The organism is Legionella fairfieldensis ATCC 49588, from assembly GCF_000621525.1.
GTDB classification, from domain to species: Bacteria; Pseudomonadota; Gammaproteobacteria; order Legionellales; family Legionellaceae; genus Tatlockia; species Tatlockia fairfieldensis.
In genome coordinates, this window is record NZ_JHYC01000008.1 from 66779 (window position 1) to 93588 (window position 26810).

Genomic DNA, 26810 nt, shown 5'->3' on the forward strand with positions numbered 1-26810 from the left:
AATTATGTAATTTTTTTGCAATAAACGATGCAATATTTGCTTCGCTCGATTCAATAGAGTATTATTCGCCTTTTGCTTTAAATAGAACCAAATAGGTACTATATTAAAAGTAAGCGTTCACGCAATGACGTAATTTAAGAAGAATACCTACGTTTTACGGCTTGTCCGTGGAATCCAGAACGTACATTCATTTGGCTCCCGCAACAAGCTATGGGACGCAGGTAATGAAAACTGGCTTAAGTTGACGCCATTAGATGGCTTGATTTTATATAAGTAGAGTTAATTCGAAATCAAGACTTATTTAGTACTAGATAATTGAGATTGAGGATGGTATGCTGCGCATCAGCAAATTGGCCGATTATGGAACAGTAGTGATGGTGTATCTCGCCAGACGAGAACAAACGCTTTGTAATGCACGCGATATCGCTTTACATACTCATCTTACTGTCCCCACAGTCAGCAAATTACTAAAACGTTTAACTGTAGCAGGGTTACTCACTTCGGTGCGAGGTGTAAGCGGTGGTTATCGTCTTAAACGAGCAGCGTCAGAAATATCGGTAGCCCAAATTATTTCTGCTTTGGAAGAACAACTTGGATTGACTGAATGTAGTTTGCACCCTAATGAGTGTTCTTTGCAAGAAGTATGTCATATTCAAGGCAATTGGCGGTTAATCAGTCAAGCCATACACACAGCACTTGATAGTGTAAGTCTGGATGTACTGGCTAAACCTTCACTTCCAGCGACAGATATTGAACGTATCAGGCAGTTAGCAAGTGGAGTGAGTCATGGCTAAAAGCAGTGAACAAATTAATTCGCTTCTCGAAAGAGAATATCAACATGGTTTTTTCACAGATATCGAAGTAGAAACATTTGAACCTGGTTTGAATGAAGCTATTATTCGCCGTTTGTCCGCAGTGAAGGGGGAGCCGGAATTTTTGTTGGAATGGCGCTTAAAAGCGTTCAGGCACTGGCTTACCATGCCACAGCCAGAATGGTCAAGTGTACATTATCCACCGATTGATTATCAGGCCATTTCGTATTATTCAGCACCAAAATCAAAGAAAGATGCGCCTAAAAGTCTTGATGAAGTTGATCCGGAATTATTACGTACCTATGAGAAATTAGGTATTCCATTGAAAGAGCAGGAAATGCTTGCCGGGGTTGCGGTAGATGCTGTGTTTGATAGTGTTTCTGTAGCAACTACATTTAAGGCCAAACTGGCCGAAGTAGGGGTTATCTTCTGCCCTTTCTCTGAAGCAGTACACAAATATCCTGATTTATTACGTCAGTATTTAGGTTCAGTAGTGCCTTATCGGGATAATTTTTATGCTGCGCTTAATTCAGCAGTTTTTAGTGACGGCTCCTTTGTTTACATTCCTGAGGGTGTCCGTTGTCCAATGGAATTATCTACCTATTTTCGTATTAATGCGGCGTCAACCGGACAATTTGAACGCACACTTATTATTGCAGATACCAATAGTTACGTCTCCTATCTCGAAGGGTGTACCGCGCCAATGCGTGATGAAAATCAATTGCATGCTGCTGTGGTTGAACTGGTCGCTCTTGATGGGGCGCAAATCAAATATTCAACTGTACAAAACTGGTATCCCGGCGATAAAGAAGGAAAGGGGGGGATTTATAATTTCGTGACCAAACGTGGCGTATGTCGCGGAAAACGATCTAAAATTTCCTGGACCCAAATTGAAACCGGCTCGGCAATTACCTGGAAGTACCCCAGTGTCATTTTACAAGGCGATGATTCTGTCGGGGAGTTTTATTCTGTAGCGCTGACTAATAACTATCAGCAGGCGGATACGGGAACGAAAATGATCCATTTGGGTAAAAATACCCGTTCTACTATTATTGCCAAAGGAATTAGCGCAGGTCAGGCACACAATGCTTACCGCGGTTTGGTGCGGATTGCTCCCACAGCCGCTAATGCACGTAATTACACACAGTGTGATTCCATGCTGATGGGGTCTGATTGTTCGGCGCATACTTTTCCTTATATTGAAGTGAAGAATCCAACGGCGCAGTTGGAACATGAGGCTACTACTTCAAAAATTAGCGAAGAACAACTATTTTATTGCCAGCAGCGAGGTATTGATATGGAAGATGCTGTGTCAATGATAGTGAATGGATTTTGCAAACAGGTATTAAAAGAATTACCCATGGAATTTGCGGTGGAAGCCACCAAGTTGTTAGGTATTAGTTTGGAAGGGGCGGTAGGTTAATATGTTAGTCGTTGATCAATTAAATGTTGCTATTAATGCGCAACCCATTTTAAAAGGCATTAATCTGACTGTAAAGTCTGGTGAGGTCCACGCCATTATGGGGCCTAATGGTTCCGGTAAGAGCACCTTGTCAAAGGTCTTGGCTGGTCATCCTGCCTATGAAGTAACCGATGGTCAAGTGAGTTATCTGAATCAGGATCTTTTGGCTATGGCGCCCGAAGAGCGTGCGCGGGCAGGGGTTTTTATGTCTTTTCAATACCCGGTTGAAATCCCTGGTGTGACCAACATTAATTTTCTTAAAGCCGCCGTTAATGCGGTGCGAAAGGGTCAAGGTAAAAATACGCTGGATGCCATTGAATTTTTAAGTTTTATTCGCGAAAAATGCAGGCTTTTGGACATGGATGAAAGTTTTTTATATCGCAGTATTAATGAAGGTTTTTCAGGGGGTGAGAAAAAACGGAATGAAATTCTTCAGATGCTGGCGCTTGAACCCAGGCTTGCTATTCTCGATGAAACAGATTCCGGTTTGGATATTGACGCCTTACGTATTATTTCTCAAGGGGTTAATGCCATGCGTTCCCCTGAGCGAGCTATTATTTTGGTAACTCATTACCAACGTTTGCTCGATTATATCGAGCCTGATTTTATTCATGTATTGGCTAACGGTCGTATTGTTAAGTCGGGTGATAAATCCCTGGCGCTGGAATTAGAGAAAAAAGGGTACAGCTGGCTTGAGGAGATGGAGCGAGCATGAGCGATATTCTCAATTTTTATCAACAACAGGCAACAACAGGTCAATCAACTATTCCCTGGCTAGCCGAATTACAGGCAAAAGGGTTACAAGCATTGGCCACTATTGGTTTTCCAACACGCCATGATGAAGATTGGAAATATACTGTGGTTGACTCATTGCTGCAGCAGCACTTTGTACCACAAAAGTCCCAGAAAATAACCGAGAAGGTGCCTCGCTCCAATTTACCTGCCACTTTGCAAGTGACTCTGCAAAATGGATATATTTCAGGTATTGATGAGCTGGCCAGGCAATTACCCGCGGGTGTCATTGTACAACCTCTGGCCCAGGCTATTGAGCAGCATGACGATAAAATAAGGGCTTATTTAGGTAAGATATTACATCACACACATGGTTTTCAGGCTTTAAATACGGCAATGCTTCAGTGTGGTGTATTTATTTATTTACCTGAAGATGTGTTTATTGAAGAGCCCATTGTACTATCGCATTGGCAGGATGAACCCAATCAGGCCATTTACAGTCGCCATTTGATTATTGCCGAAGCAGGCAGCCGGGCCGCTATTGTGGAAGAATATCGCGGTGCTGAGCATTGTAGTTATTTTACCAATACAATTACGGAAATTTTTGCAGCTACTCGCGCAACACTTGTTCATTATAAGATTCAATGTGAAGGAAAAAATGCTTATCATATGGGGCATCTTGCTATTAAACAGGCTGCTGGCAGCCAGTTTAATAGCCATTCTTTGAGTCTTGGGGGTCAATTAGTGCGAAGTGATCTTGATTTGGCATTGGAAGAAGAGGGCGCCGGCTGCCTTATGAATGGTATTTATGCACCTACAGAAGGCCAGCATATCGACCACCATACCAGGGTTCAGCATCTTGTTCCCAATTGTCAAAGTGAACAAAATTATAAAGGCATTTTAACGGGGCGTTCCCGCGCTGTATTCAATGGCAAGGTTTTTGTTGCCAAAGATGCCCAACATACGAAGGCGCAGCAGCAAAATAAAAATTTGCTTTTATCCTCTCAGGCTGAAATTGATACCAAACCGCAACTGGAAATTTTTGCCGATGATGTGATTTGTACGCATGGAGCTACTGTGGGACAATTGGATGAAGAAGCATTGTTTTATTTGGCCGCCCGTGGAATAAGCAAAGTTGAAGCGAATCGTTATTTAATTCAGGCTTTTGCTGCGGAGAATTTAGGTTTGGTGCCCCATCAAAGACTTGCAGAGTGGATGGCTACTTTATTAAATAAACAATTGAGGTAACTAAAAATGAGTACGGCAACAGCCTTGATTGAAACATTGGATATTGATGCAATACGTAATGATTTTCCTTTGCTTAAACAAACTGTCAATGAGTATCCACTGACTTATCTCGATAATGCGGCCACTACGCAAAAACCGAAAGCAGTGATTGACGCACTTGCTCATTATTACACTTATGATAATGCTAACGTACATCGTGGCGTCCATACTCTGAGTGTAAGAGCCACGCAACAATATGAGGAAGCGCGTAATAAAGTACAACGGTTTATTCATGCCAAAACAGCACGTGAATGTATTTTTGTTCGCGGCACCACAGAAGGGATTAATCTTGTTGCGCAAAGTTTTGTAGCGCCTCGGATAAGACCTGGTGAAGAAATTCTTATTACCTGTATGGAACACCACTCCAATATTGTGCCATGGCAAATGGTATGTAAAAAAACGGGCGCTCGTTTGACAGTAGCACCTATTTCATTTGATGGGGAAATTCTGTTAGATGAGTTTGAAAAAAAACTCACTGCCAATACCAAATTTGTCGCATTAACTTATGCTTCCAATGCACTTGGTACGATTAATCCCGTTAAAAAAATGATTGAAATGGCGCATGCGCATGGCGCGGTTGTACTTTTAGATGGCGCACAATCCACAGCCCATTTACCGATTGATGTTCAAGATTTAAACTGCGATTTTTATGCTTTTTCAGGGCATAAAATGTACGGTCCTACGGGTATTGGTGTACTGTGGGGTAAGGAAGACTTATTGGCTGATATGATGCCTTATCAGGGTGGCGGTGAAATGATTAGTCATGTAACGTTTGATGCCACGGAATATGCTTCTTTACCGCATAAATTTGAAGCGGGGACTCCTGATATTGCCGGAGCGATTGGTCTTGGTGTTGCCATGGATTATCTCTGGTCTTTAGATATGGAAGCAATTGCAGCTTATGAAAATCATTTGCTGGATTATGCGACTCTGGCAGTCAAATCAGTAAAAGGGTTTAATCTGATAGGCACTGCTCAGGCAAAAGTACCTATTGTTTCTTTTGTTCATGGCAAAATTCACGCTCATGATATTGGCACCATCCTGGACAGCGCAGGTATTGCAATTCGTAGTGGTCATCATTGTGCCATGCCCTTAATGAATTTTTTTGAAGTTGCAGCGACTACTCGTATTTCTTTATCTTTTTACAACACGAAGGAAGAAATTGATCGTTGCGTAGAAGCCTTGCATAAAGTCAAAGAGGTATTTGCATGACGATGGATTTACGGGAGCTTTATCAAGAGATCATTATTGATCATAATCGTAATCCACGGAATCACCATGTGATGACGGATGCAACGGCGCAGGCGAATGGATTTAATCCGCTGTGTGGGGATAAATTAACATTGTATTTGAAACTTGAAGACAACATAGTGAGCGATCTTAGTTTTGTGGGATGTGGCTGTGCCATTTCACAAGCGTCTGCTTCCCTGATGACCGAAGCGCTACGTGGAAAAACGGTTTCAGAGGCCCATGAATTATTTGAGCGTTTTCATACGATGGTAACCTGCGATAATGAAGGAGAACTATTTTCTCTGGACAAGCTTACGGTTCTTGCCGGGGTAAGGGCTTATCCTGCTCGAGTAAAATGTGCAACACTCGCCTGGCATACTTTGGAAGCAGCACTCAAAAAAGATGCCATAACAGTAAGTACGGAGTAATTATCATGTTTGGTCTTAAGAAGAAACAGGATAATGAGCCTTTGAAAGACAAGGTAATTATAGCTCTTAAAGGTGTGTTTGATCCGGAAATTCCCGTTAATATCTATGATCTGGGATTAATTTACGATATTGCTATTAATGACGAACAGCATGTTCATGTGCAAATGACGCTTACTACTCCGGGTTGTCCAGTAGCGCAAACTTTTCCCGGTACGGTAGAACAGGCTGTCAATCAGGTAGAAGGTGTGAATGATTGTACGGTTGAACTGGTTTGGGAGCCACCCTGGACTCAAGAGCGTATGACCGAGGCAGCACGTCTGGAGCTTGGGATCTTTTATTAATGAACAATGAAGAACTCTGGTGGCCTTCAGCATCGATTGAAACCTTACGAGCGCGCGCTCGCCTTATAGCGAAACTCCGCGATTTTTTTAATCAGCGCGGTTATCTGGAAGTGGAAACCCCCGCTCTGTCACGCTATGGTATTACCGATGTTTATCTATCCAACATACAAGCTTCATTCAGAGGGCGTTCTTATTATCTGCAAACCTCGCCTGAATATCACATGAAACGTTTACTGGCAGCAGGCAGTGGCCCCATTTTTCAGCTCATGCGGGTATTTCGCGATGATGAGCTGGGGCGTTGGCATAATCCTGAGTTCACTATGCTGGAATGGTATCAATTAAATATTGATCATCACGCCTTAATGGACGAAGTTGATAGTTTATTGCAAACGTTATTGCACTGCAAACCCATGCTTAGAAAAACTTACCAGGATGTTTTTCTTGAGGTCTGTAATCTGGATCCTTTCATAGCAACCATTGATCAATTGCAAACGGTTCTCATGCGTTTTGGTTTGGATAAGGTGTTATCCGCTGATGAACAATGTATTGATCCCTATTTATTTTTATTAATGAGTCATGTGGTGGAGCCGGCTTTAGCTAAAGAATCGACTCCTGTCGCTGTTTATAATTTCCCTCCTTCGCAGGCTTCTCTTGCTAAAGTGAATCAAGGTGTGGCGGAGCGCTTTGAAATTTATGTGCAGGGTATTGAACTTGCCAATGGTTTTCATGAGTTAACGGATGCAAACATGCAGGCAGCGCGTTTTGAGGAGGATTTGGCAATACGACAAAAGCAAAATTTACCTTCATCAGGCCCGGATAAATATCTCTTACAAGCGTTAGCTCATGGTTTGCCATCTTGTAGTGGCGTTGCTTTAGGAATAGACCGATTGATTGCTTTAGCCTTGAAACAAAACGCCATTACCAAGACAATGGCTTTTGATTTTTTAAGAGCTTGAATCGAGGTATTGCTTGCCGCTTTAGTAAAAGCGTGCTTCATTTAAACCAGTAATGTCTCCATGGAATTCATTTATTTTTTCTGTAACAGGAAGAAATTGCTGATCAAAGAAACCAGGTTTTCCTTGATTAATCCAATTTCTGAGACGCATGGAAGTAGGAACACCTAAAAAGTAATCGATGGAGTAAGCAATTTGCCTAAACCATGATTTCCCATTTAAAGCCTTATTTGCCTGGTTTAAAAATTGCCTGCATTTTTTCTGAAACATGAGATAGATGTCATTAGTTTCTTTTTCATTTAACTGTACAAGATCTTTTTCAATAAAGGGTAATAACCTATCAAAATAATCGATAGATTCTTCTTTTAATTTGGTGTAAAGCTCTTTAATAACTGCCCTGTCGTCGGACTCTTCTGCTGGTATTTCCTGTTCTACTTTTTTAAGGGTAATTAGAAGACTTTTAAAATAACATTGAGTAAAAGCAATATAAGAAACCGACATCCTATGGTTAAAAGTATACCGTGATTTTCTAACATCTATTGAGCCTTGAGCCATAAATTCACTCATTGCGTCGGTCAAAAATATACTTACCAGTTGTAATTGTGACAATTTATTGAGCCATTCCTGGGCAAAAGCATAACGAGGTTTTCCGAGGAGTTTTAAAAGTCCTTTGCTTTGTATTAAGTTACAAAATATAGCGCATTGGTCAGGGGACAATTTTTGCAGGATTTTAACAAAGTCTGATGAGTTCTCCAACATTTGGGGAAGTTTTTCTTGCATGAAGTTACAAAGTATAATGAAGTTATCAGGGGTCATTCTTTCCAGAATTTTGATAAACTCTGATCCTTTCTTCAAGAATATCTCGGGTAGTTTCTCTTGTATTCTGGTGCAAATAATAGTAAATAGCTCAGAAGAGAGCTGGTTTTCTATGTGTAATAAATCTCCCCCGGTTTTAATAATAGTGAATAACTTTTCCTGAGAGATCTCTTCGCATACTATTTTTTTCTGTTCCTCAGAAAGATAGTAAAGAATATCGGAAAGATCATCTGCTTTCTGAAGCAGGTCATTAATCCTGTTCTGAATAAGCTTAAATACTATCGTACGTTGTTCAAGAGAAAGATATATAAGTATTGTCCGGAAATCATCGGCGCTATCAATGAGAGACGGAATCTTCTCCTGTAATTTTATCAAAAAAGTATCCGATTGCTCAGCAGCAAACTGGTTAATCCGATCCATGCAAACTGCGAAATGAAAGCTAATGTGAATATATTCAGGAAGTTTGTATTGCAAGATGTTAAAAGCAAAGTTAAATTGTTCGTTTGTAAGATATCTTTCCATGGAAGTAAATTGCTCTACCTGGGTAATCAGTAAAGGAAGATTGTTTTGCATTGTACGTAAAACAATAATACGTTCTTCTTTTATTTTTTCGGGTATCGTTAAACAAATATTAATAAACTGATCGTTTTTTGTAATAATTTGTGGAAGTCTCTCTTCCATGAGTTTAAATAGAACAACTCGTTCTTCTTTTGAAGAGCATCTTAAAAGCAGCGCCTTAAAATTTTCAATGCTTACAGAGTGAGAAGGAAAGTCATCAGATAAATGAGTATTATTCGGTAAAATATCTTGTCTCAGTTTTTGGTTGATGGATAAAAACTTTTCTGTTTCTGCATAAATATCAGCTTCTGTCTTATCATGACTATGAGCTAAAATTTTATCTAATTCTTCGTTCGCCTTAATCTGGAAAAGAGCTGTCTTAATTTTAAAGAGATTCAACCTGAAACGAGCTAAACTGTCATTGGATTTCATATAGTTTCCTATCTACTCAGAAATAATGGCGAGAAAGGATAGCATCTGTTGAGCTACCGAAATTCTTTGGTTAATGCGCTTGTCAATTCCGGGTAGTGAAATTGATAGCCTTCTTCAATTAAGCGTTTGGGAACAACGCGTTGGCCGTTAAGCAATAAACATTCGCCCATTTCGCCAAATAAGCCGCGAATTATAAAGGCTGGAATTTTAAATAATAAGGGACGATGCATTGCTTTAGCTAATGTGCGAGCGAATTGGGCCTGACTGACAGGAAGAGGGGCAGTGAAATTAAAAATGCCAGTGAGCTCTTCATTGTGGAGTAAAAATAAAAAAGCACTGACAACGTCATCAATATGTACCCAGGAAATCACTTGGCGTCCATCTCCGATGACTGCGCCTAACCCAAAATAAAAACTGGGGCCAAGTTTTTTGAGCATCCCTTCGCCTTTCTCTAAAATAACGCCAAAACGTGTAATGGTTACTTTCATACCATGATTTAATGCAGGTTGCATGGCTTGCTGCCAACGTATGCCAATTTCACTTAAAAAATCGCGCGGATGATTAAAATCAATAACACTATCTTCATCAAAAACGTGGGCATCGCCATTTTTTTGCATGCCATAAATACCGACAGCGTTCGCGCAATAAAAATGAGGTTTGGCATGATAGTTAATGGCCCAGTTAATCAGATTGGTACTTGTTTTAACACGCGAATCAATGAGTTGTTGTTTTATTTCTTTGTTCCACCGTGACGCACCAATATTGTGGCCGCAAAGATTAATAACCACATCGTAATTGTTAGCATCCAGCCCTTCTAATGATTGCCAGGTACATAATTTTACAGATGCAGGAAAGAGTCGCTCCAGCAACGTGCGATCGCGGCCCAGGACAGTAATAGTATGAGTGGTTTGTAGCGCATTAACTAAATGTCGCCCGACAAAACCAGAAGCTCCGGCAATTAACAGATTCATGTGACTTCCTTGAATGTTTGCTTCATTATATAGTAAAAGAGAATTAAATGAAAAATGCGGTTGTAATCTATTACCAAGGGTAATTAATGATTGAAAAAGAAGGATGTTATATAACGCTGTCTACTTGTTATTCTAAATCGAAGGGAGGAGAAAGTCGTTCAAGTTCTTTCACTTCAGTCCGAGTCACCACCTTAGTGGCGTCTCGAAATTTTAGAGAATAAAGTCTAATCCAGAGAGTAGGACATCATATAATTATATCAGGTAAATTATTCCATCCTGCTAGGTCAAGGCTGGCGGCTGTTCCATGTTCTCAATACTGTGTTTATCAACAGGTGCTGCACTATCAAAAAATGAAAAAGAACCTCTTGCGGAAGAAGCATTATTTTGTTGATTTTTAGTAGTGGAGAAATCATGCTGATTTGAAGTATTTTTTTTGTGCTCAATAAGGTTGGCAGGAATTATCTTATCAGTGGATTGTTGCTCCTCTCTATCTTCAGAAAAAATGAAATTTATATCATCGTCATCATGGCTATGAGAGCCGGGCTACAAATACGTTAACGAAAGTGTAGATTCTTTAACCTCCATTTCTTTTTTAATGCCTCTATGAGAGCAAATAAAATCCATAATCAGGACATTAACTCTTCTTTCTTTAATTGTATATTCTGAATAATTTTAGATTGGTTTGTAATTTCATTATCTAGCTGATGAAGAAGCTCAATAAAAGGTAGTGTTTCATGAGTTCTACTGTTCTTAAACATTAATGTTGCTGGTTGCTCTAATGAGACAAATTTCAACCAATCATTTCCCTGCTCCTTGTCCTTCATGTCGGTTTCTATTTTTTCTTCCACAAATTTTATATGAGAATTAATAAAATCAGTTTGTTCTTTTAAATTAGAGAGCTTCCATTTTATTTGGATTTCCCCAATAAAATGAGACAAATTCAAAATGTGTTCGTCTAGTTTTGTGAATAATTTTTCAATGGGAATCAGTTCTGCTGTTTTAGTATTTTCTCCAAACAAAGCAAAATTTTCTTTTCTGATTTTCCAAAATTTAATATTGAAAAAATTAATATCTAAATTAAGATAAGGATTACTTTCTGATTCAGTAAAATTAATTTCTATAAAACGTGTGTTATTTTTAATATATTTTATTTGTTCCATTAAATAATTACATTGTTCAGAAAGTCGTTTTTTCATGTAAATAATATCGGTTTGCTTATATTTATAATTCTGCATGAAAATAATTTGATGCTTGAGAGGCAATAATTGGGACTGATACCGATAATTAGTAAATTCACGTTTCAATTGAAAGAGAATTCGGGCTAAAGGGTTCTTTGTTATGTTATAAAAGGCTTTTGCGTATTTACGTCTTACGTCAACCCATGCCTTTGGAGGTAAGAAAACCGTAGAATCTGCCAGTTTTGAAGACTCCATGGGAAAGCTTCCCCTAAAAAGGTGAAATGCAAACATTTTTCCTTCTAATAAATATTCACAAGGAGCACATTCGAAAGAGTGATCCCCCAAAATTTTCGTAAGCTCGGATGCATCATGTTGAGAAAAAGAAATAAAAGGTAATGGTGACAATCTTTGCCGAATTTTCCAGCCAACATCCCCTGAAAAGTCGAATTGGGGATGTGGATATAATTCATTGACTTCGGCTACTTTCGCTTCTTCCATAAGCGGAAGAAAATCGTCTTTTTTTAGTTCTGATACTTTATAAGCACAACCAAACGCTGTAGGAAAAGTCGGATCGCCAAATCCCACAGGTCTTTTATAAGGTGCTCCAATAGCAATATAACCTTTTTTAAAATAGCTTTCTAAAATCTTTAGATGATGTTTAACTACCCAAAAGAAATCAGGGTCCTGGATTAACAAATAATCACTATTTAAATGTTGCATTATTAATTCTATCCCCAGCGCGTGATGTGCTGATCCTTTCGCATCGGGGATAGGTTGATCATTATAAATGATAGAGATGTTATTGTAATGGCCATAATGATTTTTTAAACTTTCAAGCGCTTGTTTTTCAAAGGGAGAAGAGTTATCAACTAAAATAACGTCAAAATCTTTTGGATCATTAAATTCATACAGTATTTTAAACTGCCATTTTAGATAGACATTCGTATGAAAGTTAACAAATCCAACCGTCCATTTTTTTTTAGTAGACACCATCTTTTCTCCTTTACGCTATACAAGAATCTACTTTTTTACTTGAGTGACTGCTGGCGTGCTGAATAGCTTTCTCAGCAATGTATTCTCGCTCTTCCTGAGTTACCCACCAACCTACAGGAATGCAGACATGAGTACGATTAAATTCATCAACTTGTGGTAAAGAAGCAGAGAATGCACGAAACATTGTATGCGTATCATTACGTGCGTGAACCTTGGAAACAGTGATACCGTCCAAAGCCATTTTTTTCATAAATTCATCTCGATTATTGACATGCATGGTATATAACCAATAGGCTGAAACAGCCTCTTTTTCAGTTTTGGCAATCCGGATGTTTGCAATATTATTGAAAGCCTGATTATAAAATTCAGCGTTAGAACGGTGTTTTGCTACTATTTGATCAAGAAATTTTAAATTTTCCAGACCAATCGCTGCAGAGACGTTGTTCATATGGAACTTATAACCCGCTTCTTTAACATCCAGCTCACATCTTAAATCAATTCCCTCTCTGACAGTTCTATCAATTCCATACCAACGAAGTAATTTTGCTCTTTTGGTATCCTCTTCGTTTTTTACCGCTAAAAGCCCGCCGTCCACTGTAGTCAAGTGCTTGATGGCTTGAAAAGAAAAGGCGGTATAATCAGAGTGATTTCCAATGAGTTTTTCTTTGTATATTGCTCCCATCGCATGGGCAGCATCCTCTACTACTTTAATATTATGTGTGTTTGCTATTTGCTTAATCTCGTCAATTTTACAAGGATTCCCACCCCAATGAACGATGACAATCGCTTTGGTAAATTCAGTTATTTTTTCTTTAATGCTTTGTGGATCGATATTACCTGTCAAAGGATCTACATCTGCCCATACAATTTTTGCCCCATTAGCAATAATTGGAGTATTAGTTGCTGTACAGGTCATAGGAGTACTAATAATTTCAAACTGTGTGTTGTTCTTTGGGGTCTGACCGTCTAAAGCCATATGATAGGCTAAGTGAAGAGCTGAGGTCCCACTATTTACGGTTACTAAATGATTGTTTCCTATGTATCGAGAAAGTTGAGACTCAAAATCTACAACAGTATCTCCTTCACCAACATAACCACTAAGAAGTACTTCATTGAGCGTAGCAGAAACATCCGGAGACATAAAAACTTTAAACAAGGGAATGTTTTTCATGAGTATTTTCCTTAAAGTTAGCACAATACATCTTAATGTAATCTATTTGCAAAAAAGACATCATAATATGATCAAGATACACACCATTTCTATAAATAGCCTGTCTCTGGATGCCCTCTTGTTGAAAACCAAGTTTCTTATAAAGATTGAAGGCTCTTGAATTACTGGATAATAAAAATAACCACAAACGGTTAAGATTCCATACGCGGAAGCCAAGTTCAAAAATAAGCGAATACATGATTTTTGAATAACCATAGCCTCTGTAATTTTGGTGAATATCTCCTCCTACTCGCATTGATCGATTAACAAAGTCAATACAATCTATCCGAACCAAACCTAATTGGATCCATTGATTTTCATCATTTTTTTCAAAAATCAGGTATTTTTTATCTTGAGTGCTACTAATGTTTTCAATCCATGATTTTTGCAATGTTTGATTTAAGAAGACAAAACTACTGAGATTATTGATTATTTCAGGATCAGAACGGAGAGCAAGTAAAAAATCTGCGTCATAACTTTCTACCAATCGAAGGCGAAAAGTAATGTTCCTGTCATAAATCATGCGATTCCTTAAGCTCTAAATGCTAGAAAGCATTCTACTCAATTCAATAGCAATATCAATAATTTTTCCCATAAGTTCATGATAATAAATTTATTATGATTTAATAGTAATTAATATGATTTTTTTAAGAGCAAAATAGACAACCTGGTTGGTATTTTATTGCTTTGTGCCGGACAAAAAATTCAAAGCGTATTGAATTGCCAACGAAAGCCTGTATCCAATGTCTTGTTAAAGATCCCTATGGATAGCGACTCTTTCAATGAGGCTTAAATTTTACTTGACACTTGCAAAGCCCGGCTGGTCCAGGCAGGAAGAGTCGAGTTTCGTGCCACAATCTCTGGGTATCGCGGACAAGCCACGGTACGTAGGCATCATAGTCAAGTAAACTTAAAATCCTATGATTCGTCATGTTTTTACAATAAATCACTTACCGCTATTTTTTTAGGTCTTCGCGAATATTTTAAAGTAATGATGTATTGAAGTACATGATAGCCTGCTTTAATCCCAGGTTGTTCAATGAATTTCACCAGCAAAGCACAAATCGCAAACAGCAAGGCTAAAATAATTGGATTATGGTAGTGTAGTAGACCACTCCAATCTAGCCATCGCTTCATTACATCAAAAAGAAGGCAATGAAAAAGGTAAACCGAATAAGTCAGTTTGGAAACGTAGAAGATTACTCGATTGTAGATCAGATGCTCTCTTAGCAGCCAAAAGGCAAAAAATAAAAGAGTTCCTAAAATGGCAAAATTGGCATGTCGCCAATCAGGTTGATAAGTGTCTATAAGATGCCAGTGTTGTAACAGGACCAGGCAAGAAAAAGCGCCAATGAAGGTGAGGTTAATTTTTTTATATTCATAGAGCCAAACAAATACCCCTATAAACAAAAATGGGGCATAAATATTCACATAGCCATGGTTTGCAAGCGTTTCACGTGGTAAGGGAGAGATATACCCTAATAGTAAGGTTGTACCCATGATGATCCAGGGTAAAGTATAGTCATATTGGCCAATAATTTTAAGATGGCGTAAACATAACATAAAAATATAAAATAACACTTCTATTCTCAACGTCCATTCAACCCCGGACAATGTGTGTGGCGTGTCAAAAAAATCCCCAAGTAAAAGTAATTGTGGTATCAGGATGTGAGGAGTTACAGGGAGATGCATGAACCAGTATTGCAATAAAACAGCCACAATATAAAGAGGGTATATTCTAAAAATACGTTTGATAAAAAATTCTAGAGGTTGCTCTTTTTGCAAAACATGAGTGATGACATAACCTGAAATCAAGAAAAAAACAACTACACCAGCCCCACCGCCAAAACAGAAAGGCAATAACAATTTAATGATCAATCGTAATGATTCATGAATAAAGTCATTTTGGGAAATAGTATAAAGAAGATCATAAAATTTATGGCCAATCAGTACGCTGGAAAATGAAAAAATTCTTAACCAATCAAGAAATAATATCCGCTTACTGATGTCCATTTCATGTTTCTTAACAAGCAGGTAAAGGTGAAAGGTATCATTTTTATTTTTTTATCGCAAGAACTCTAATGAAGCGTAGCGTGAGGTCACCAGGAATTGACAATCAGCTCACGGATCTCATCAAGAGATATAAGAATTTTTTTGATGCGTTCTATCGAGGAGAACAGCATTATTTTGATATTGACAATCATGAACTGTGAGCGCAATAGAACCATTTTTATACAGAGTATAAGCATTGTCTTTTTCACGTCCTGATAGAAATATTTCATCTTTTGCTAACCAGGCAAGGAGATATCTAAATAAGTTATGAGATGATTTGATTTGAGCATCATACTGGCCTTTATAATCATCTCCCCAATAAATGGATAAAAAAGCACCTTGCCGTTCAGCAACTTCCTCTTTTTTGTGAATACCTTCTCTGGTGCATTTATTAAAAATATAGGGACCATGATCACCCGCTATCAAAATAATTGCGTTTTTATCGATGGTTTGAATCCTGTCAATTACTAAGTTAATAAATTTTTTAGTGTATTGTATACGTTCGAGGTATTTCTCTGTTTCTTTCTGTTCATCACAGATATGCTCTGCGGTGTGACCAGGAAAGGTGAATGCGTGAATGTAGGTAAAATTTGGTTTGTGTAAGTTTAACTCGCTAATATGATGAAGAGTGAACTGAGTAAACCAGCCCACAGTATCCCGATCATTGGGGTTATCAATCATTTTATTGGGATCAAAGAAAAGATTTATATTTTGCCTGGCAAAATAGGTTGTAAGAGGCAAAAGAAAATTAAGAATAGATGCAATTCGTTGAGCTGAGGAATAATCTTCCAATTTAGATGCAAAATAACAGCTGTCTGCGCGACAATTTTCGGTAAGAAAATATTCCATTTGATGGATAATGTTAAGAGTATAGCCATTTTTCTTAAGAACATGATATATTCTGGACTTATTAAGCGAGTAAGACATCAACTCCTGTTTTGAAATCCGATAGGCATTCTCTTCATTTATTTTGTAACTCATATTAAGATAGGTGAGTAAAGCATACTTGGTAGGCTGTAATGAAGTGTAAAAATCAGGGTAATGCGTAAATCCGATTTGGGCTAATTGATTCATAAACGCTTCAAGTTCTTTTTTGATTCCCAGAGATTCCATCCCTTTCATACTTGTTAAACTGTCGACTAGGATGAAAAATATATTGGGTTTTGTTTTTAAAGAGGGTTCTGATGAAGTGTTTTGAGTATATAAATGATGAAAATAATCAGAGGCTTTCGGTTTCACAAGAGGAATGAGATTAACCAAATTGAGAAGCAAAAGAATAAAAATGAAATTTTTCGTTATCTTGTTAACTAAAACATATCCCATGCTGAAAAATAAAACAGAACAAAAAATAAATAGAATCCATTTTGAATACAAAGAAGATTGATTTAAATAAAAGAGAAAAGGTAATTCAGGATTATTAAAAATTGTATGCCGCATCATAATAAGCAGTAAAACAAATAAGGAACCCGTACTTACTTTGAAAATAAATTCATCATTTTTTTTGAACAAAACGTTTAATATTAAAAAAATACCTGTTAAAAAAACGAGAGTTATACCGAGAATAATTAAAAAAGAAAAAAGAACATCTTTAAAATAAAAACTATTCTGATTATTAGAAACATGAAAAAGAATAGGGTAAGCAACAATAAGCGTACAGATACAAAACAGGCTAAGGTATTTCTTCACAATCTGATGGGCCTTTTATTTGACTTTTAATAAATAAAGGGTTCTCTGAGAACCTTCGATCTTTGTTTTATTGACGATTAAAAAATCAACCAAACATGCTTTTTCAAATGCATCCTGATTATAAAAATGAAACAAATGTTTGCTGCCTCGTTTTCGGTTTAATAACTCATCAACCCAGGAATCTCCGGGAGGAATAAATTCAATAATTAAAAAGCGAGTCAGTTTTTTGAAATAATCAAGAACCATCGAAAAAGTGCAATTATTCGACAAACATAGGTGATGAATAAGAGCAAGAGCAAGGACACAATCAATTTTACTCGTTAATAATCGTTCAGAAAATGAAAATCTCTCCTGATTGTTAAAACCTATTGAAGGCGAGGGATTGGTTACATCGATAATAAGAGGAATAATCGATGAGACCTTCTTTTTTTTGTTGAGCAGGTAATTGTTATCTACAGCCACGGGATCAATATCAGTAGAAATAACAAGTTCCTTTTTTTGTGCAATCAGTCTTGAAAAATGTCCATTATTACTTCCGACATCCCAAATCGTTTTAGCTTCAATCTGCTCAACCCATTTGCTTACGATTGCAGCCTTTTTATTAAAGGCGTCCTGTGAATAATTAGTGATGTGGTAGTAATCACTCCATTCAGTTTTGTGCTCTGAATAATCCAGGGCATTTATAAAGGACGTCATATAATTAAGGATATGAAGTAATTTATTCTTAGGCAGGTAAACATGGGAAGTCGTTGAACTATTGTATTTTCTGAGTTTTTTGGCATGGGAGTGCACATTTAACTTTATAAAAGGAGAAAAATGAGTTTTCGCAGGAAGTAATCCACTCACCAAATCCAGAGGTAATCCATCGATGAAGTTATTTAGAATTTTTGAAAAGCTGGTATGTTTATATTTTATAAGAAGGAGAGGGGCCAAAAAATGACGGCAAAATTGCCCGTAAGCTCCCCATGGTTCTCCTTCACGGTACAGAGTGAAGGATAAAGTATCAATAAAAATGGGTTTACCAGCCATTAAGTGTATATTAAAACTGGAGGCATCTTTTAAACACATCCCATATTGCAAAGCTGTTTTTATGATATCCAATGTTAATAAAGCCGCTTCCTTCAACACATGAAAAGGCCACTCATAAAAATAGCTGACAAAAGGAATTTGTTTCGGCTCAATTATGATTTTGGCTTCAGATTCATAAACTACATCGTGACTAACAAGCTTTTGGCAATTAACCAAATGAGCATATAGCCCGCTGTTCATGAGATGAGCATATTGTGGATAATAAGAAGGTAAGATAACGCGTTGTACTTTGTTATTGTTAAAAATAATAAAACCATCCGGATCTCTAAATGAAGATGGCATTCTAATTTCTTCTTCAGCTATTTGTGTCATCAAATCACTTCATCGTTGTTTTTTAAATCGTCATGAGGGAGAATTTGCTTTTCTTTCCTAAAAAAGATTTTACAAAATAATGAATGTAAATAGTGTTTGATGCGATTAAAGAACATAATAATTGCGCCGAAGCCGGCGATCATCGATTGGATTAGCAAACTTCCTGTTCCATAATCAAAATAAGCGTATGCATTACTTATCCAGGTTATATTAATTATTATAATATTAACCATAGCTATTAAGAAATTCCTTTTAAGCATCACTCCTCCGTGTTTAATAATATATTTTGAATCGGAATATAACTAATCTGGATTGATGCTAACAAATACGTTGAATTTTGTCTAATTTCCAGGGAGATAATATTATGGTAAAAAAACAAACAAAATAACGGTTATGGTATTGATAACAAAGAAAATTCACCTAATAGCATAATTTTTTTGCAGGATATGGACCAAGCGGGAAATTTATTTCCAGGTTTTAATTACACATTTTTCCCTATTTCCATTTTTTGAAAGCTTTTTTTAAATTGAGATTAATTGACTAATCGTGATAACGACAAAGATTTTGGTAGTCGCATTGTTGACATATAGAGGTGTTGAGGGGCTTGGGAGGGCAATGACCTTCAGCGAATTCTGTGGCTAATTCATTTAACCGGGTTTGCCAATGTTGTCTATATTCAGACCAACTTTCCTCTTTTTTTATGGTGCTTATTCCGACAAGCGAACAATTCTCTTCGCTTAGACCTTTGCAAGTTAATTGACCAGACTTTAATTGTGCAAATAGCAACCCATTGATTGCCTCATCCAGAAGTGCATAGAGTAATAATTGCGGTTCTTTGGGACGTTCTTCTTTCCAGGGCAAGCTGGCGGGTAAACTGCTTTTATAATCAATGACCCACTTTTTATCGTTTTCCATTCTATCTAGCCGATCGACCCTTACTCTAAAATCAATACCCGCCAGATTAATAGTGAAATCCTGCTCCAATGCTTCAATAATAAAGGAAGGTCGTTGTCGTTCCCAATCGAGGCAAACCTTCACCAGACGTTTAAGCCGAGTGAGTTCAACCTCTTGAATAAGTGAAGAGAAAGAATGAGGACGTTGTTTGGTTAAGGGCTGGAGAGCCGTTTTAATAGCTGATTCGATATATTCATTCACCTGGTTTTCATCAAGTGCTAAAAGGGTTGTCTGGCAGGTTAATGCCTGCCATAACAGCTCCATTACCTGATGAATTAACTGTCCCCGTTCTCTGGCATCGGGTCCGTCAGAGATTATTTTGGCAGTTTTGGCATGCAGGCGATGTGCAGCGAATGCACGGAACGGACATTTGGCCTGATTAGCCAAAATAGCAGTTCCTCCGGTTGTTTTTTCGTGATCGGTAAGAGGAAGCTGATAATTTTCTGTCGTCTCGATCAAGTCTATGGACGCAGTAGCTCTGTTCCATTCAAGCGCATGAAAAGGGATCAGATCAGTAAGAAGAGGGCTTCGCAGATTAGGCTTATCTTCACTTGAACGCGGATAGCTGAATACAAGATAATCGCTGCCGGCGTTTAATCGGTTTACTGTTTTTTGTGCCAATTGTAATTCTTTCTCGGGGTCAGCATAAGGCATCCTGTTCTCGCGTTGCAACGAAAGAGGAATAAAGGCTGAAAGCCTTGGCTTCTGCGGTAAACATTGATCAGTCATTCCCGTAACCCAAAGGCTATCAAAGGTACATCCCGATGCTTCAAGCAAACCAAGAATCTGAACTGATGAAGTCGTTGTTTCAGGTTGGAAAACAATTGATTTTGCTATATCAATCAAGGCACGTTGCGCGTCTCGTTTAGCTAAATGAGTGGTTAGTAAAGTGAGTTGCTTAAATTCATCGAATAAATCTGAAAATCGTTGATAACATTGGTACGTTGCAGAATTCAGGGGGTATTCACCTGGAAAACCCAGACTTTTAAGCCGATTTTTAAAAAGAGTAATCCATGCCTGGATTGATGCCTCTTCAGGATAGTCAACCATTTCCTTTAGTAATTTTGCCAGTTCAGGTGCAGTAGACTGCAATTCTTTAACAAAACAATCCTGGGTAAAATAATGCTCTTGGAGAACAGTACTGTCTTCCATGAATTGAGCTCTGGCAAGCATTTCTGATTGCGAACAGGCAAGATAAGGTGAGTGTAATAGTAAACGTGCCTGAGAAGCGCTTAGCTTATTTTTATCCAATTGAAGCCAGCAAAAAGCATGAGCAACCAAGGGATAGTCGCTTAGAGCCTGGCCTAAAGAAACGTTCAACTGATCAGCTGGAATTTCTTGTTGCAAGCGGCGTTGCAGGCTCAGGGAACATGTTTGCAAATCGGGAACAACAACCCCGATATGTTTTTCACCTTGGGCAAGACGCTCTTTTAACCAGCCAATAAGCTGTTGTAACTCATCGTTTTCATCGGACGCTTCATAACAATAAGCCGGCTTTGTTTCTTCACTACTTAAATCATAATGATAAAGTTCGTAACCTTGATTATCAAAATGTTGTTGCAAGGCTTGCTGCTGAGGTGTGTAATCATCAAAACAAGCCCATATCAGAGTTTTTTTTTGCCAGATGGGCGATTGGGAAAGTAGATAGTTTGCTATTTGTTCCTCAGTGATCGCTCCCAGTTTGTCGAGCTTTTGCTGGAATGTCATTGCCCAATTTTGAAATTGCCTTGTTTGGGGTGTAGAAGAGAAAGCAGGATGGCAAAAATCAAGGCGCCAAAAATGGCATCGCGTCCAGGCTTCTTCCACCGCGTGTAGCAGTCCCTCATTAACCAATTCATTGAGAGAGGAAGTAATAGTCAACCGCCATAAATGTCGACATTGATGGTCGGTTAAAATGAGAGGATGAGGCAAGGGTGAATAACGATGACAACATTGAAGGAAACTGCTATGCAAAAAAGCAGAATAAGAGAGACAAACAGGTTTATCCTGTATTTTTTGCGGAAAGAAATGAGCAAAATCACGTAGCAGTTCAATACTTAAACGTTTGTTGGGCGTAATAACAGTAGCTCCTTGGTGGAGAGCTGTTAAAAGCCAGGCTTTATTAGACTTCTTCATCGTTTGATGCTTTGGTGACAGGCTGATTTTCACTTTGCAAACGTTTTTGATCAATCGCCATCAGGCCCGGTAGAAAATAATTATTAAAGTAAATAGCGATTAATCCGGTCAACGGAATAAGCCATACACCGATTGTTAAAACAAGTGAGAGGAGAATGGCTCCATAAATTAATAAATAATCTTGCCAACGATGAAAATTGCTGAAGAAACTTGCATTGTTCAAATAATGATAAGTGAGAATAGCCAGCGTGCCTAATAGCAGGGATAAGCAGGCAAGTAAGATACCTGATAATAAAGAGCGCGACCAATGCGCTTTTTTTGCCAGGGTTTCACCAAATAAACTTCCAGCGAACGCACCGGTAATCAGAGCTGTCAGGCATGCAGGTAAGAGGGGGAGTAGCGCGCTATCCCTTAAGGATAATAAGGTATATTTAGCAAATAGCGTAAACAGTAAAGCATAAATAGCAAAAAAAATGGCTCCCGCAAGTCGGGGACTTAAAGGACGCTTGGCATTAATAGTTTGACTCATATATTCAGCTCATTAATCAAGAAGATGTTTATCTGGTTTGGTTTCCTGGAGTTTTGGACTCATCTTTTTTTCTTCAGGCGATAGTTTTTGTCCATCGGATTTTGAATGGAGTATGTCGTAAACCAGTTTACCGCGTAAATATATTGCTGCCAATCCCGCTGCAATCGCCAGCCATAAACCTGCTACCAGAAAACTATATATTACAATTAATAAATAGGAAAATGCCAGTTCTCCCAAGCTTGCGTCTCCAGGAAAAGCATGAGAAGAATGTTTCTTGAAAAGAAAGAAAAAAATTAAATCATAAAACGGCAGAGCAGCAATAACCATCAAAAACCCCCATAAAAAAGCCTTCCAACGATAGGGTTTTTTACTGTAAATAATTTGTTTGCCAAATATTGCACCGAAAAGAGACGCAACCACCACTGCTAAAAGAATAGCCTGAAAAGCAGGTAATATTTGTTTTATGCCAATCGCATACAGCGTAGAATCAATAATAATGGTCACTACAACTGCCAATACTCCAAAATAGGCCGCAGAAATTAGCCGAGGATTGGAAATAAACAAAGCGTCATCTTCTTTTTTCATTGCAGCATTCCTCCCTGTCAGCGTTTTCCCTACAGGTTGCTTTCTACTTGCCCTGATAAATGGGTAAGCATTCACCCGCAGGCATTCTGCCCAAGATTAAGCCTGTTCCTTGAACAAGCATGATAAATGATTGTTTATGTATAATTTTAGACCAAAATTGTTATTTAAATAGCTTTATTAATGTTTAATAACTCTGACGCCAGTCGCTTTTTGCGCAAATAAAGTAAAAATGCGGGCATAATCATAAGAAAAATACCTGTAGCAAAAACCAAACGAAAATGATTAGCGCCACCTACGTCCATGCTGTTTTCCGGAGGAATAAATCCAACGATTAAGGTAATAGCGCAACCGGTCAAACCTAACAGACAAACCAGATAATAGCCATATTGTCCCCCCGGAATAACGAAAGGGCGCGGTAAGCTAGCGAATTTTCTTTTTAGACGCCAGGCTGCAAAGAACATTAACACATACATCATGATATAAAGCTCAGTGCTTAACGCAGTGAATAACCAATAGATGGCATTTACACTTGGAAAAAGTAAAAAGCCACTACATAATAAAGTGACAAGGATGGCTTGCAACAATAAAATACGAGAAGCAATACCATGCCGGTTTAAACGATAAAGGAAATGGGGCAAAAAGCCATTGTCTGCGGCTAATAACAGACCTTTGGCTGGTGAAATAATCCAGTTAATCATACTGCCCAGACTACCCAGCAATAATAAAATCACAATGAGAGGCATCAGTGCAGTTAAATGATAGGCTTGAAAGAAATCAGTAAAAGCCTGCATAACGCCATCAACCAGATTAATTTTTTCCTGAGGCAATACAAAAGCAATAGCCAGGGAGCCAAAAATCATTGTCGTTAAAATCAGACAGACTGAGAAAAACATGGCGCGCGGGAAATTACGTTGAGGGTCACGCACGTTACGCACATGAACTGCTGCCAATTCCATACCCAGGAAGGAGGTCATAATGGCTGTTAAAGAAACCCAGGATTGGCTGTCTTTCCAATGAGGGATCAGGTTAGAGAAACTCAGATCAATAGCAAGAGGATTTCCCTTCAAAAGCCAGATAATTGCAAGGAGGATAATAAAACCCATGGGCAAAATCATGCCGACGATGGCACAAAAGCTGGCAAAGGCCGCTGAGGCGCGCAAACCAGAAAGACCTAATAAAGTCAATGACCAGAATACAATCAGTATTACTGAAATTAAGTAATATTTATTTTGTGCTAACGCCGGGTTGATCAAGTAAGCCAGAGTGCCCGCAATGAAAGACAGGATAGTAGGATACCACACCATCGTATTAATCCATTGTAGCCAAATAGTAAAAAATGCCATACTTTCACCAAAAGCATGTTTAACCCAACTGTAGATTCCTCCTTCTTCTTCAGCCCAGGTGGAAGATAACTCAGCTGAAACAAGGGCTACAGGAATCAGAAAAACAAGCGCTGAAAAAATAAAGAAAAAAATAAGAGACGAGCCGAAGAGAGCGGTTGCAGGCAGGTTTCGTATGCTGTCAATGGCCCCTGTGATTAATAACACCAAGGCTATCATTGAAATTTTTTCAGAAGACCATACTTTCATTGTTGATAGCCTTAATTGGTAAAAAGATAGTCATTATAAAGGAATGAAGGAAGCCATGAAAAGTATTTTTTCTATTTAAATACCATGAGCTGTAATAATAATTCGGCGGATAGAAGGTTGGTTTCGATGTTCACATAAATAAATGCCTTGCCATTGCCCCAGCGCCCATTGTCCTTCTTTCAGCGGTAAGGTAAGACTTACGCCCAATAAAACATTTTTAATGTGCGCCGGCATATCGTCGCTGCCTTCTATAGTATGGCGATATAATGTGTTACTGTCGGGAATCTGGTTGTTGAAATAGGATTCCAGGTCTTGAGAGACGTCAATACTCGCATTTTCATTAATTGCCAGTGAGGCAGAAGTATGTTGAAGAAATAAATGCAGTAGACCTGTGCCTATAAAAGGCATGGAAGACATGCTTTTTTTTAGTTCATGCGTTATCAAGTGAAAGCCGCGTGATTTATTGGTCACTATACATTCACCTTGCCAATAGACAGGAGAGTTATTCTTCATAGCCGCCCCGGCAGGCTGGTGATTCGGGGAGGTTGTTTTTAAGTTTGTGCCATTCTTCACCAGTGTATAAATAGAGACTTAAAGCGTGCAGACCGGTATTTAATTCAGTAGCCAGAAGCTTATTGATCAGGCGATGGCGGTTAATTTTTGTTGTATTTTTAAATTTGTCAGAAACAATAATTAATTTAAAATGAGTTTCTGAGCCTTCCGGAACATGGTGGCGATTTGATTCATTGACAGTTTTCAACACAGAAGGCTGCAAGTTTTCAGTAATGAGCTGATTTATTCGGTGTTCGCGAGACATCATGGTTAATTAACCTGGATAATTTTCTAAAGTATACGCATTGTTTATGTTTTGTCATAGGTTTTCATACGAGGGGCTGGATAAAAAAAAGTGACTTCGTGCTTATTGTAAAATAGATTTAATAAACAGGAATCAGGGATTGCCTGAAATTGTTTAAGCAGGTTTATATCGGTTTTACCCTGTAATTTTATAGTAAAAATAAGCTGCTTTGCTTTACCAGAATTTATCCATTTCATAATAAGTTGAAAAGCGCGTGCGGGATAGCAGGCCACATCGGATAAAACCCAATCAAACGTTTGCTCTAACGTTGCAGGGTCTAAGGCAAATGCGCTTTGTTTTAAAAAGTTAACGCGGGGAAGTTGTGCGATTTTTTCGTGCAGATCAGCTTTGTCAACAGCGGTGACCACGGTACCTGAAGACTGCATCACATAAGTCCATCCACCCGGTGAGGCGCCTAAATCCAGCACCGATTCACCCGGTTTTGGGTAGTTGTTTAACAACGTAAGGGCTTCCCATAGCTTTAGATAGGCGCGATTGGGAGGATTAATTTTATCCTCCACAAAAAAACAATGTCCATCCGGCCATTTTTTTAAACGTGTTGTGCTGTAAATTAAAGTATGCTGATCCAGTAAACTGAAGCTTCCTATTAACGGAATTTCCTGCTGAACAGGAAAAGATTGCGTTAAGGTTGGGCACTTTCGTAATTGCTCTTCAATTAATCGAGAACGTCTTATTTGATGAAGAGGGTGTAAGTACCAGAATTTACCGGCCTGACGGAGAATTTTTACAGCTTCGGATATGGATTGAAATGTTATAATGTGGGGGTCTAACCAAATATCCAGAGCAAAACAGACATCAGGCTTTTTAATAGAGGAAAAGACTAAGTTGTCAATCACTTCAGAAACATGCCCAAGCTCTTCGCAAAGTTCGGAAAGAAATTCGGGTTTTGCAATGTAGACTGCGGCGATAGGGTTTGAAATGTTCATAAAATCTTATTAATCAGGGGCGCTAATTTGCTGTTTTTGTGATTATACTATAACGACTGGCATAACAAGGAGAGGAAAATGGATAAAATAAAGCCGCTTTTTACAATTACAGCGACAGCGACAGGCGGTCGTAACGGACGAAGTGAAACAAGCGATGGCGCTGTAAAAGTAGCACTTTGTGTACCCAAAGAAATGGGGGGAGCCGCAAAACCTGATACAGTCACTCCCGAGCATTTATTTGCAGCAGGTTATGCTGCCTGTTTTGGCGGCGCTCTGGATTATGTGGCTAAAATGCATAAAAAAGATGCTTCCAAAGCAACAATTGATTGCAGTGTTTCTATTGGTCCGCGGGAGGCCGGTGGATTTGCTCTAGCCGTTAAAATGCGAGTCGAAGACAACAATTTACCTCAGCGTGAATTGGCAGAGTTAGTTAAAGAAGCTCATGAAAAAATTTGTCCTTACTCTCATGCAACGCGAGGCAATATTGCTGTTGATTTTGAGGTAACAGGCGCTGCGTAAACTGACTTGATTGGTGAAGCCAATAATATTCTTGCAGTTGAAAGAAGGGATTTGGCTTCCATTGTAGTTTATTGCAAAGAGATTGCTTTTTATTTAGAAAACGAAACATTGAATAAAAATACAGATATCACACTGGATATTGTTAGTTAGCATCAAGACTTATTGATTTCACAA

General features: G+C 38.4%; 25 protein-coding genes. 9 read left to right on the forward strand and 16 right to left on the reverse strand.

The window, feature by feature from the left end; all coding sequences use genetic code 11:
* Positions 1-332 precede the first annotated feature (332 nt).
* From T345_RS0102685 to epmA, 8 genes are read left to right on the forward strand one after another with little or no spacing between them, the layout of a single operon-like run.
* On the forward strand, positions 333-794 hold the full coding sequence (locus T345_RS0102685; protein ID WP_028387992.1) for an SUF system Fe-S cluster assembly regulator: 462 nt from the start codon (positions 333-335) through the stop codon (positions 792-794).
* Positions 787-2235: a Fe-S cluster assembly protein SufB gene (gene sufB, locus T345_RS0102690; RefSeq protein WP_028387993.1), complete on the forward strand. Its 1449-nt coding sequence runs from the start codon at positions 787-789 to the stop codon at positions 2233-2235. Before T345_RS0102685 ends, sufB begins: the two co-directional genes overlap by 8 nt.
* A gap of 1 nt (position 2236) precedes the next feature.
* Entirely contained in the window at positions 2237-2989 is a 753-nt protein-coding gene (sufC, locus tag T345_RS0102695) for a Fe-S cluster assembly ATPase SufC (protein WP_028387994.1), read from the forward strand.
* Entirely contained in the window at positions 2986-4254 is a 1269-nt protein-coding gene (gene sufD, locus T345_RS0102700; RefSeq protein ID WP_028387995.1) for a Fe-S cluster assembly protein SufD, read from the forward strand. Before sufC ends, sufD begins: the two co-directional genes overlap by 4 nt.
* Before the next feature lie 6 nt (positions 4255-4260).
* The gene (locus tag T345_RS0102705) at positions 4261-5505 is read left to right on the forward strand and encodes a cysteine desulfurase (RefSeq protein WP_028387996.1); all 1245 of its coding nucleotides are present in this window, start codon (positions 4261-4263) and stop codon (positions 5503-5505) included.
* Positions 5502-5951 carry a Fe-S cluster assembly sulfur transfer protein SufU gene (gene sufU / locus T345_RS0102710; protein ID WP_028387997.1) on the forward strand — a complete coding sequence of 150 codons (450 nt, stop codon included), beginning with the start codon at positions 5502-5504 and terminating at the stop codon, positions 5949-5951. The genes T345_RS0102705 and sufU overlap by 4 nt, the downstream gene beginning before the upstream one ends.
* 5 nt (positions 5952-5956) lie before the next feature.
* Entirely contained in the window at positions 5957-6292 is a 336-nt protein-coding gene (locus T345_RS0102715; RefSeq protein ID WP_028387998.1) for an SUF system Fe-S cluster assembly protein, read from the forward strand.
* Positions 6292-7248, forward strand: coding sequence for an elongation factor P--(R)-beta-lysine ligase (epmA, locus tag T345_RS0102720; RefSeq protein ID WP_028387999.1), 957 nt, complete (start codon positions 6292-6294; stop codon positions 7246-7248). Before T345_RS0102715 ends, epmA begins: the two co-directional genes overlap by 1 nt.
* Positions 7249-7269: 21 nt before the next feature.
* On the opposite strand, the gene T345_RS0102725 is transcribed toward epmA, so the two are convergent.
* The 16 genes from T345_RS0102725 to T345_RS0102800 form a co-directional block, all read right to left on the reverse strand.
* A complete protein-coding gene (locus T345_RS0102725; RefSeq protein WP_028388000.1) occupies positions 7270-9051 on the reverse strand; it encodes a hypothetical protein in 1782 nt (593 codons plus the stop codon).
* Between the two features lie 53 nt (positions 9052-9104).
* Positions 9105-10022: a TIGR01777 family oxidoreductase gene (locus T345_RS0102730; RefSeq protein WP_028388001.1), complete on the reverse strand. Its 918-nt coding sequence runs from the start codon at positions 10020-10022 to the stop codon at positions 9105-9107.
* Between the two features lie 626 nt (positions 10023-10648).
* The gene (locus tag T345_RS0102735) at positions 10649-12193 is read right to left on the reverse strand and encodes a glycosyltransferase family protein (protein ID WP_028388002.1); all 1545 of its coding nucleotides are present in this window, start codon (positions 12191-12193) and stop codon (positions 10649-10651) included.
* A gap of 10 nt (positions 12194-12203) precedes the next feature.
* Positions 12204-13364, reverse strand: coding sequence for a DegT/DnrJ/EryC1/StrS family aminotransferase (locus T345_RS13350; protein WP_051555097.1), 1161 nt, complete (start codon positions 13362-13364; stop codon positions 12204-12206).
* Entirely contained in the window at positions 13342-13926 is a 585-nt protein-coding gene (locus T345_RS14480; protein WP_051555098.1) for a GNAT family N-acetyltransferase, read from the reverse strand. Before T345_RS14480 ends, T345_RS13350 begins: the two co-directional genes overlap by 23 nt.
* Before the next feature lie 413 nt (positions 13927-14339).
* Positions 14340-15416 (reverse strand): acyltransferase family protein, encoded by a 1077-nt coding sequence (locus T345_RS13360; RefSeq protein WP_051555099.1) that lies wholly within the window; start codon positions 15414-15416, stop codon positions 14340-14342.
* Positions 15417-15536: 120 nt separating this feature from the next.
* On the reverse strand, positions 15537-17141 hold the full coding sequence (locus tag T345_RS0102755; protein WP_028388003.1) for a sulfatase-like hydrolase/transferase: 1605 nt from the start codon (positions 17139-17141) through the stop codon (positions 15537-15539).
* A 15-nt stretch (positions 17142-17156) separates the two neighbouring features.
* Entirely contained in the window at positions 17157-18542 is a 1386-nt protein-coding gene (locus tag T345_RS0102760) for a class I SAM-dependent methyltransferase (protein ID WP_051555100.1), read from the reverse strand.
* On the reverse strand, positions 18542-18775 hold the full coding sequence (locus T345_RS0102765; RefSeq protein WP_131777716.1) for a hypothetical protein: 234 nt from the start codon (positions 18773-18775) through the stop codon (positions 18542-18544). The genes T345_RS0102760 and T345_RS0102765 overlap by 1 nt, the downstream gene beginning before the upstream one ends.
* A gap of 307 nt (positions 18776-19082) precedes the next feature.
* Complete coding sequence (locus T345_RS0102770; RefSeq protein WP_035918008.1) at positions 19083-21611, reverse strand: PD-(D/E)XK nuclease family protein; 2529 nt, start codon at positions 21609-21611, stop codon at positions 19083-19085.
* Positions 21598-22140: a hypothetical protein gene (locus T345_RS0102775; RefSeq protein ID WP_028388007.1), complete on the reverse strand. Its 543-nt coding sequence runs from the start codon at positions 22138-22140 to the stop codon at positions 21598-21600. Before T345_RS0102775 ends, T345_RS0102770 begins: the two co-directional genes overlap by 14 nt.
* Positions 22141-22152: 12 nt before the next feature.
* On the reverse strand, positions 22153-22725 hold the full coding sequence (locus T345_RS0102780; RefSeq protein ID WP_028388008.1) for a hypothetical protein: 573 nt from the start codon (positions 22723-22725) through the stop codon (positions 22153-22155).
* Between the two features lie 164 nt (positions 22726-22889).
* Entirely contained in the window at positions 22890-24314 is a 1425-nt protein-coding gene (locus T345_RS0102785; protein WP_028388009.1) for an amino acid permease, read from the reverse strand.
* Between the two features lie 75 nt (positions 24315-24389).
* Positions 24390-24827 (reverse strand): secondary thiamine-phosphate synthase enzyme YjbQ, encoded by a 438-nt coding sequence (locus T345_RS0102790; protein ID WP_028388010.1) that lies wholly within the window; start codon positions 24825-24827, stop codon positions 24390-24392.
* Positions 24817-25134, reverse strand: coding sequence for a BolA family protein (locus T345_RS0102795; RefSeq protein WP_242604565.1), 318 nt, complete (start codon positions 25132-25134; stop codon positions 24817-24819). The genes T345_RS0102790 and T345_RS0102795 overlap by 11 nt, the downstream gene beginning before the upstream one ends.
* A gap of 41 nt (positions 25135-25175) precedes the next feature.
* On the reverse strand, positions 25176-26117 hold the full coding sequence (locus T345_RS0102800; protein ID WP_028388012.1) for an SAM-dependent methyltransferase: 942 nt from the start codon (positions 26115-26117) through the stop codon (positions 25176-25178).
* 78 nt (positions 26118-26195) lie between these two features.
* On the opposite strand from T345_RS0102800, the gene T345_RS0102805 reads away from it, so the two are divergent.
* Positions 26196-26636 carry an Ohr family peroxiredoxin gene (locus tag T345_RS0102805; protein ID WP_028388013.1) on the forward strand — a complete coding sequence of 147 codons (441 nt, stop codon included), beginning with the start codon at positions 26196-26198 and terminating at the stop codon, positions 26634-26636.
* Positions 26637-26810: the final 174 nt, after the last annotated feature.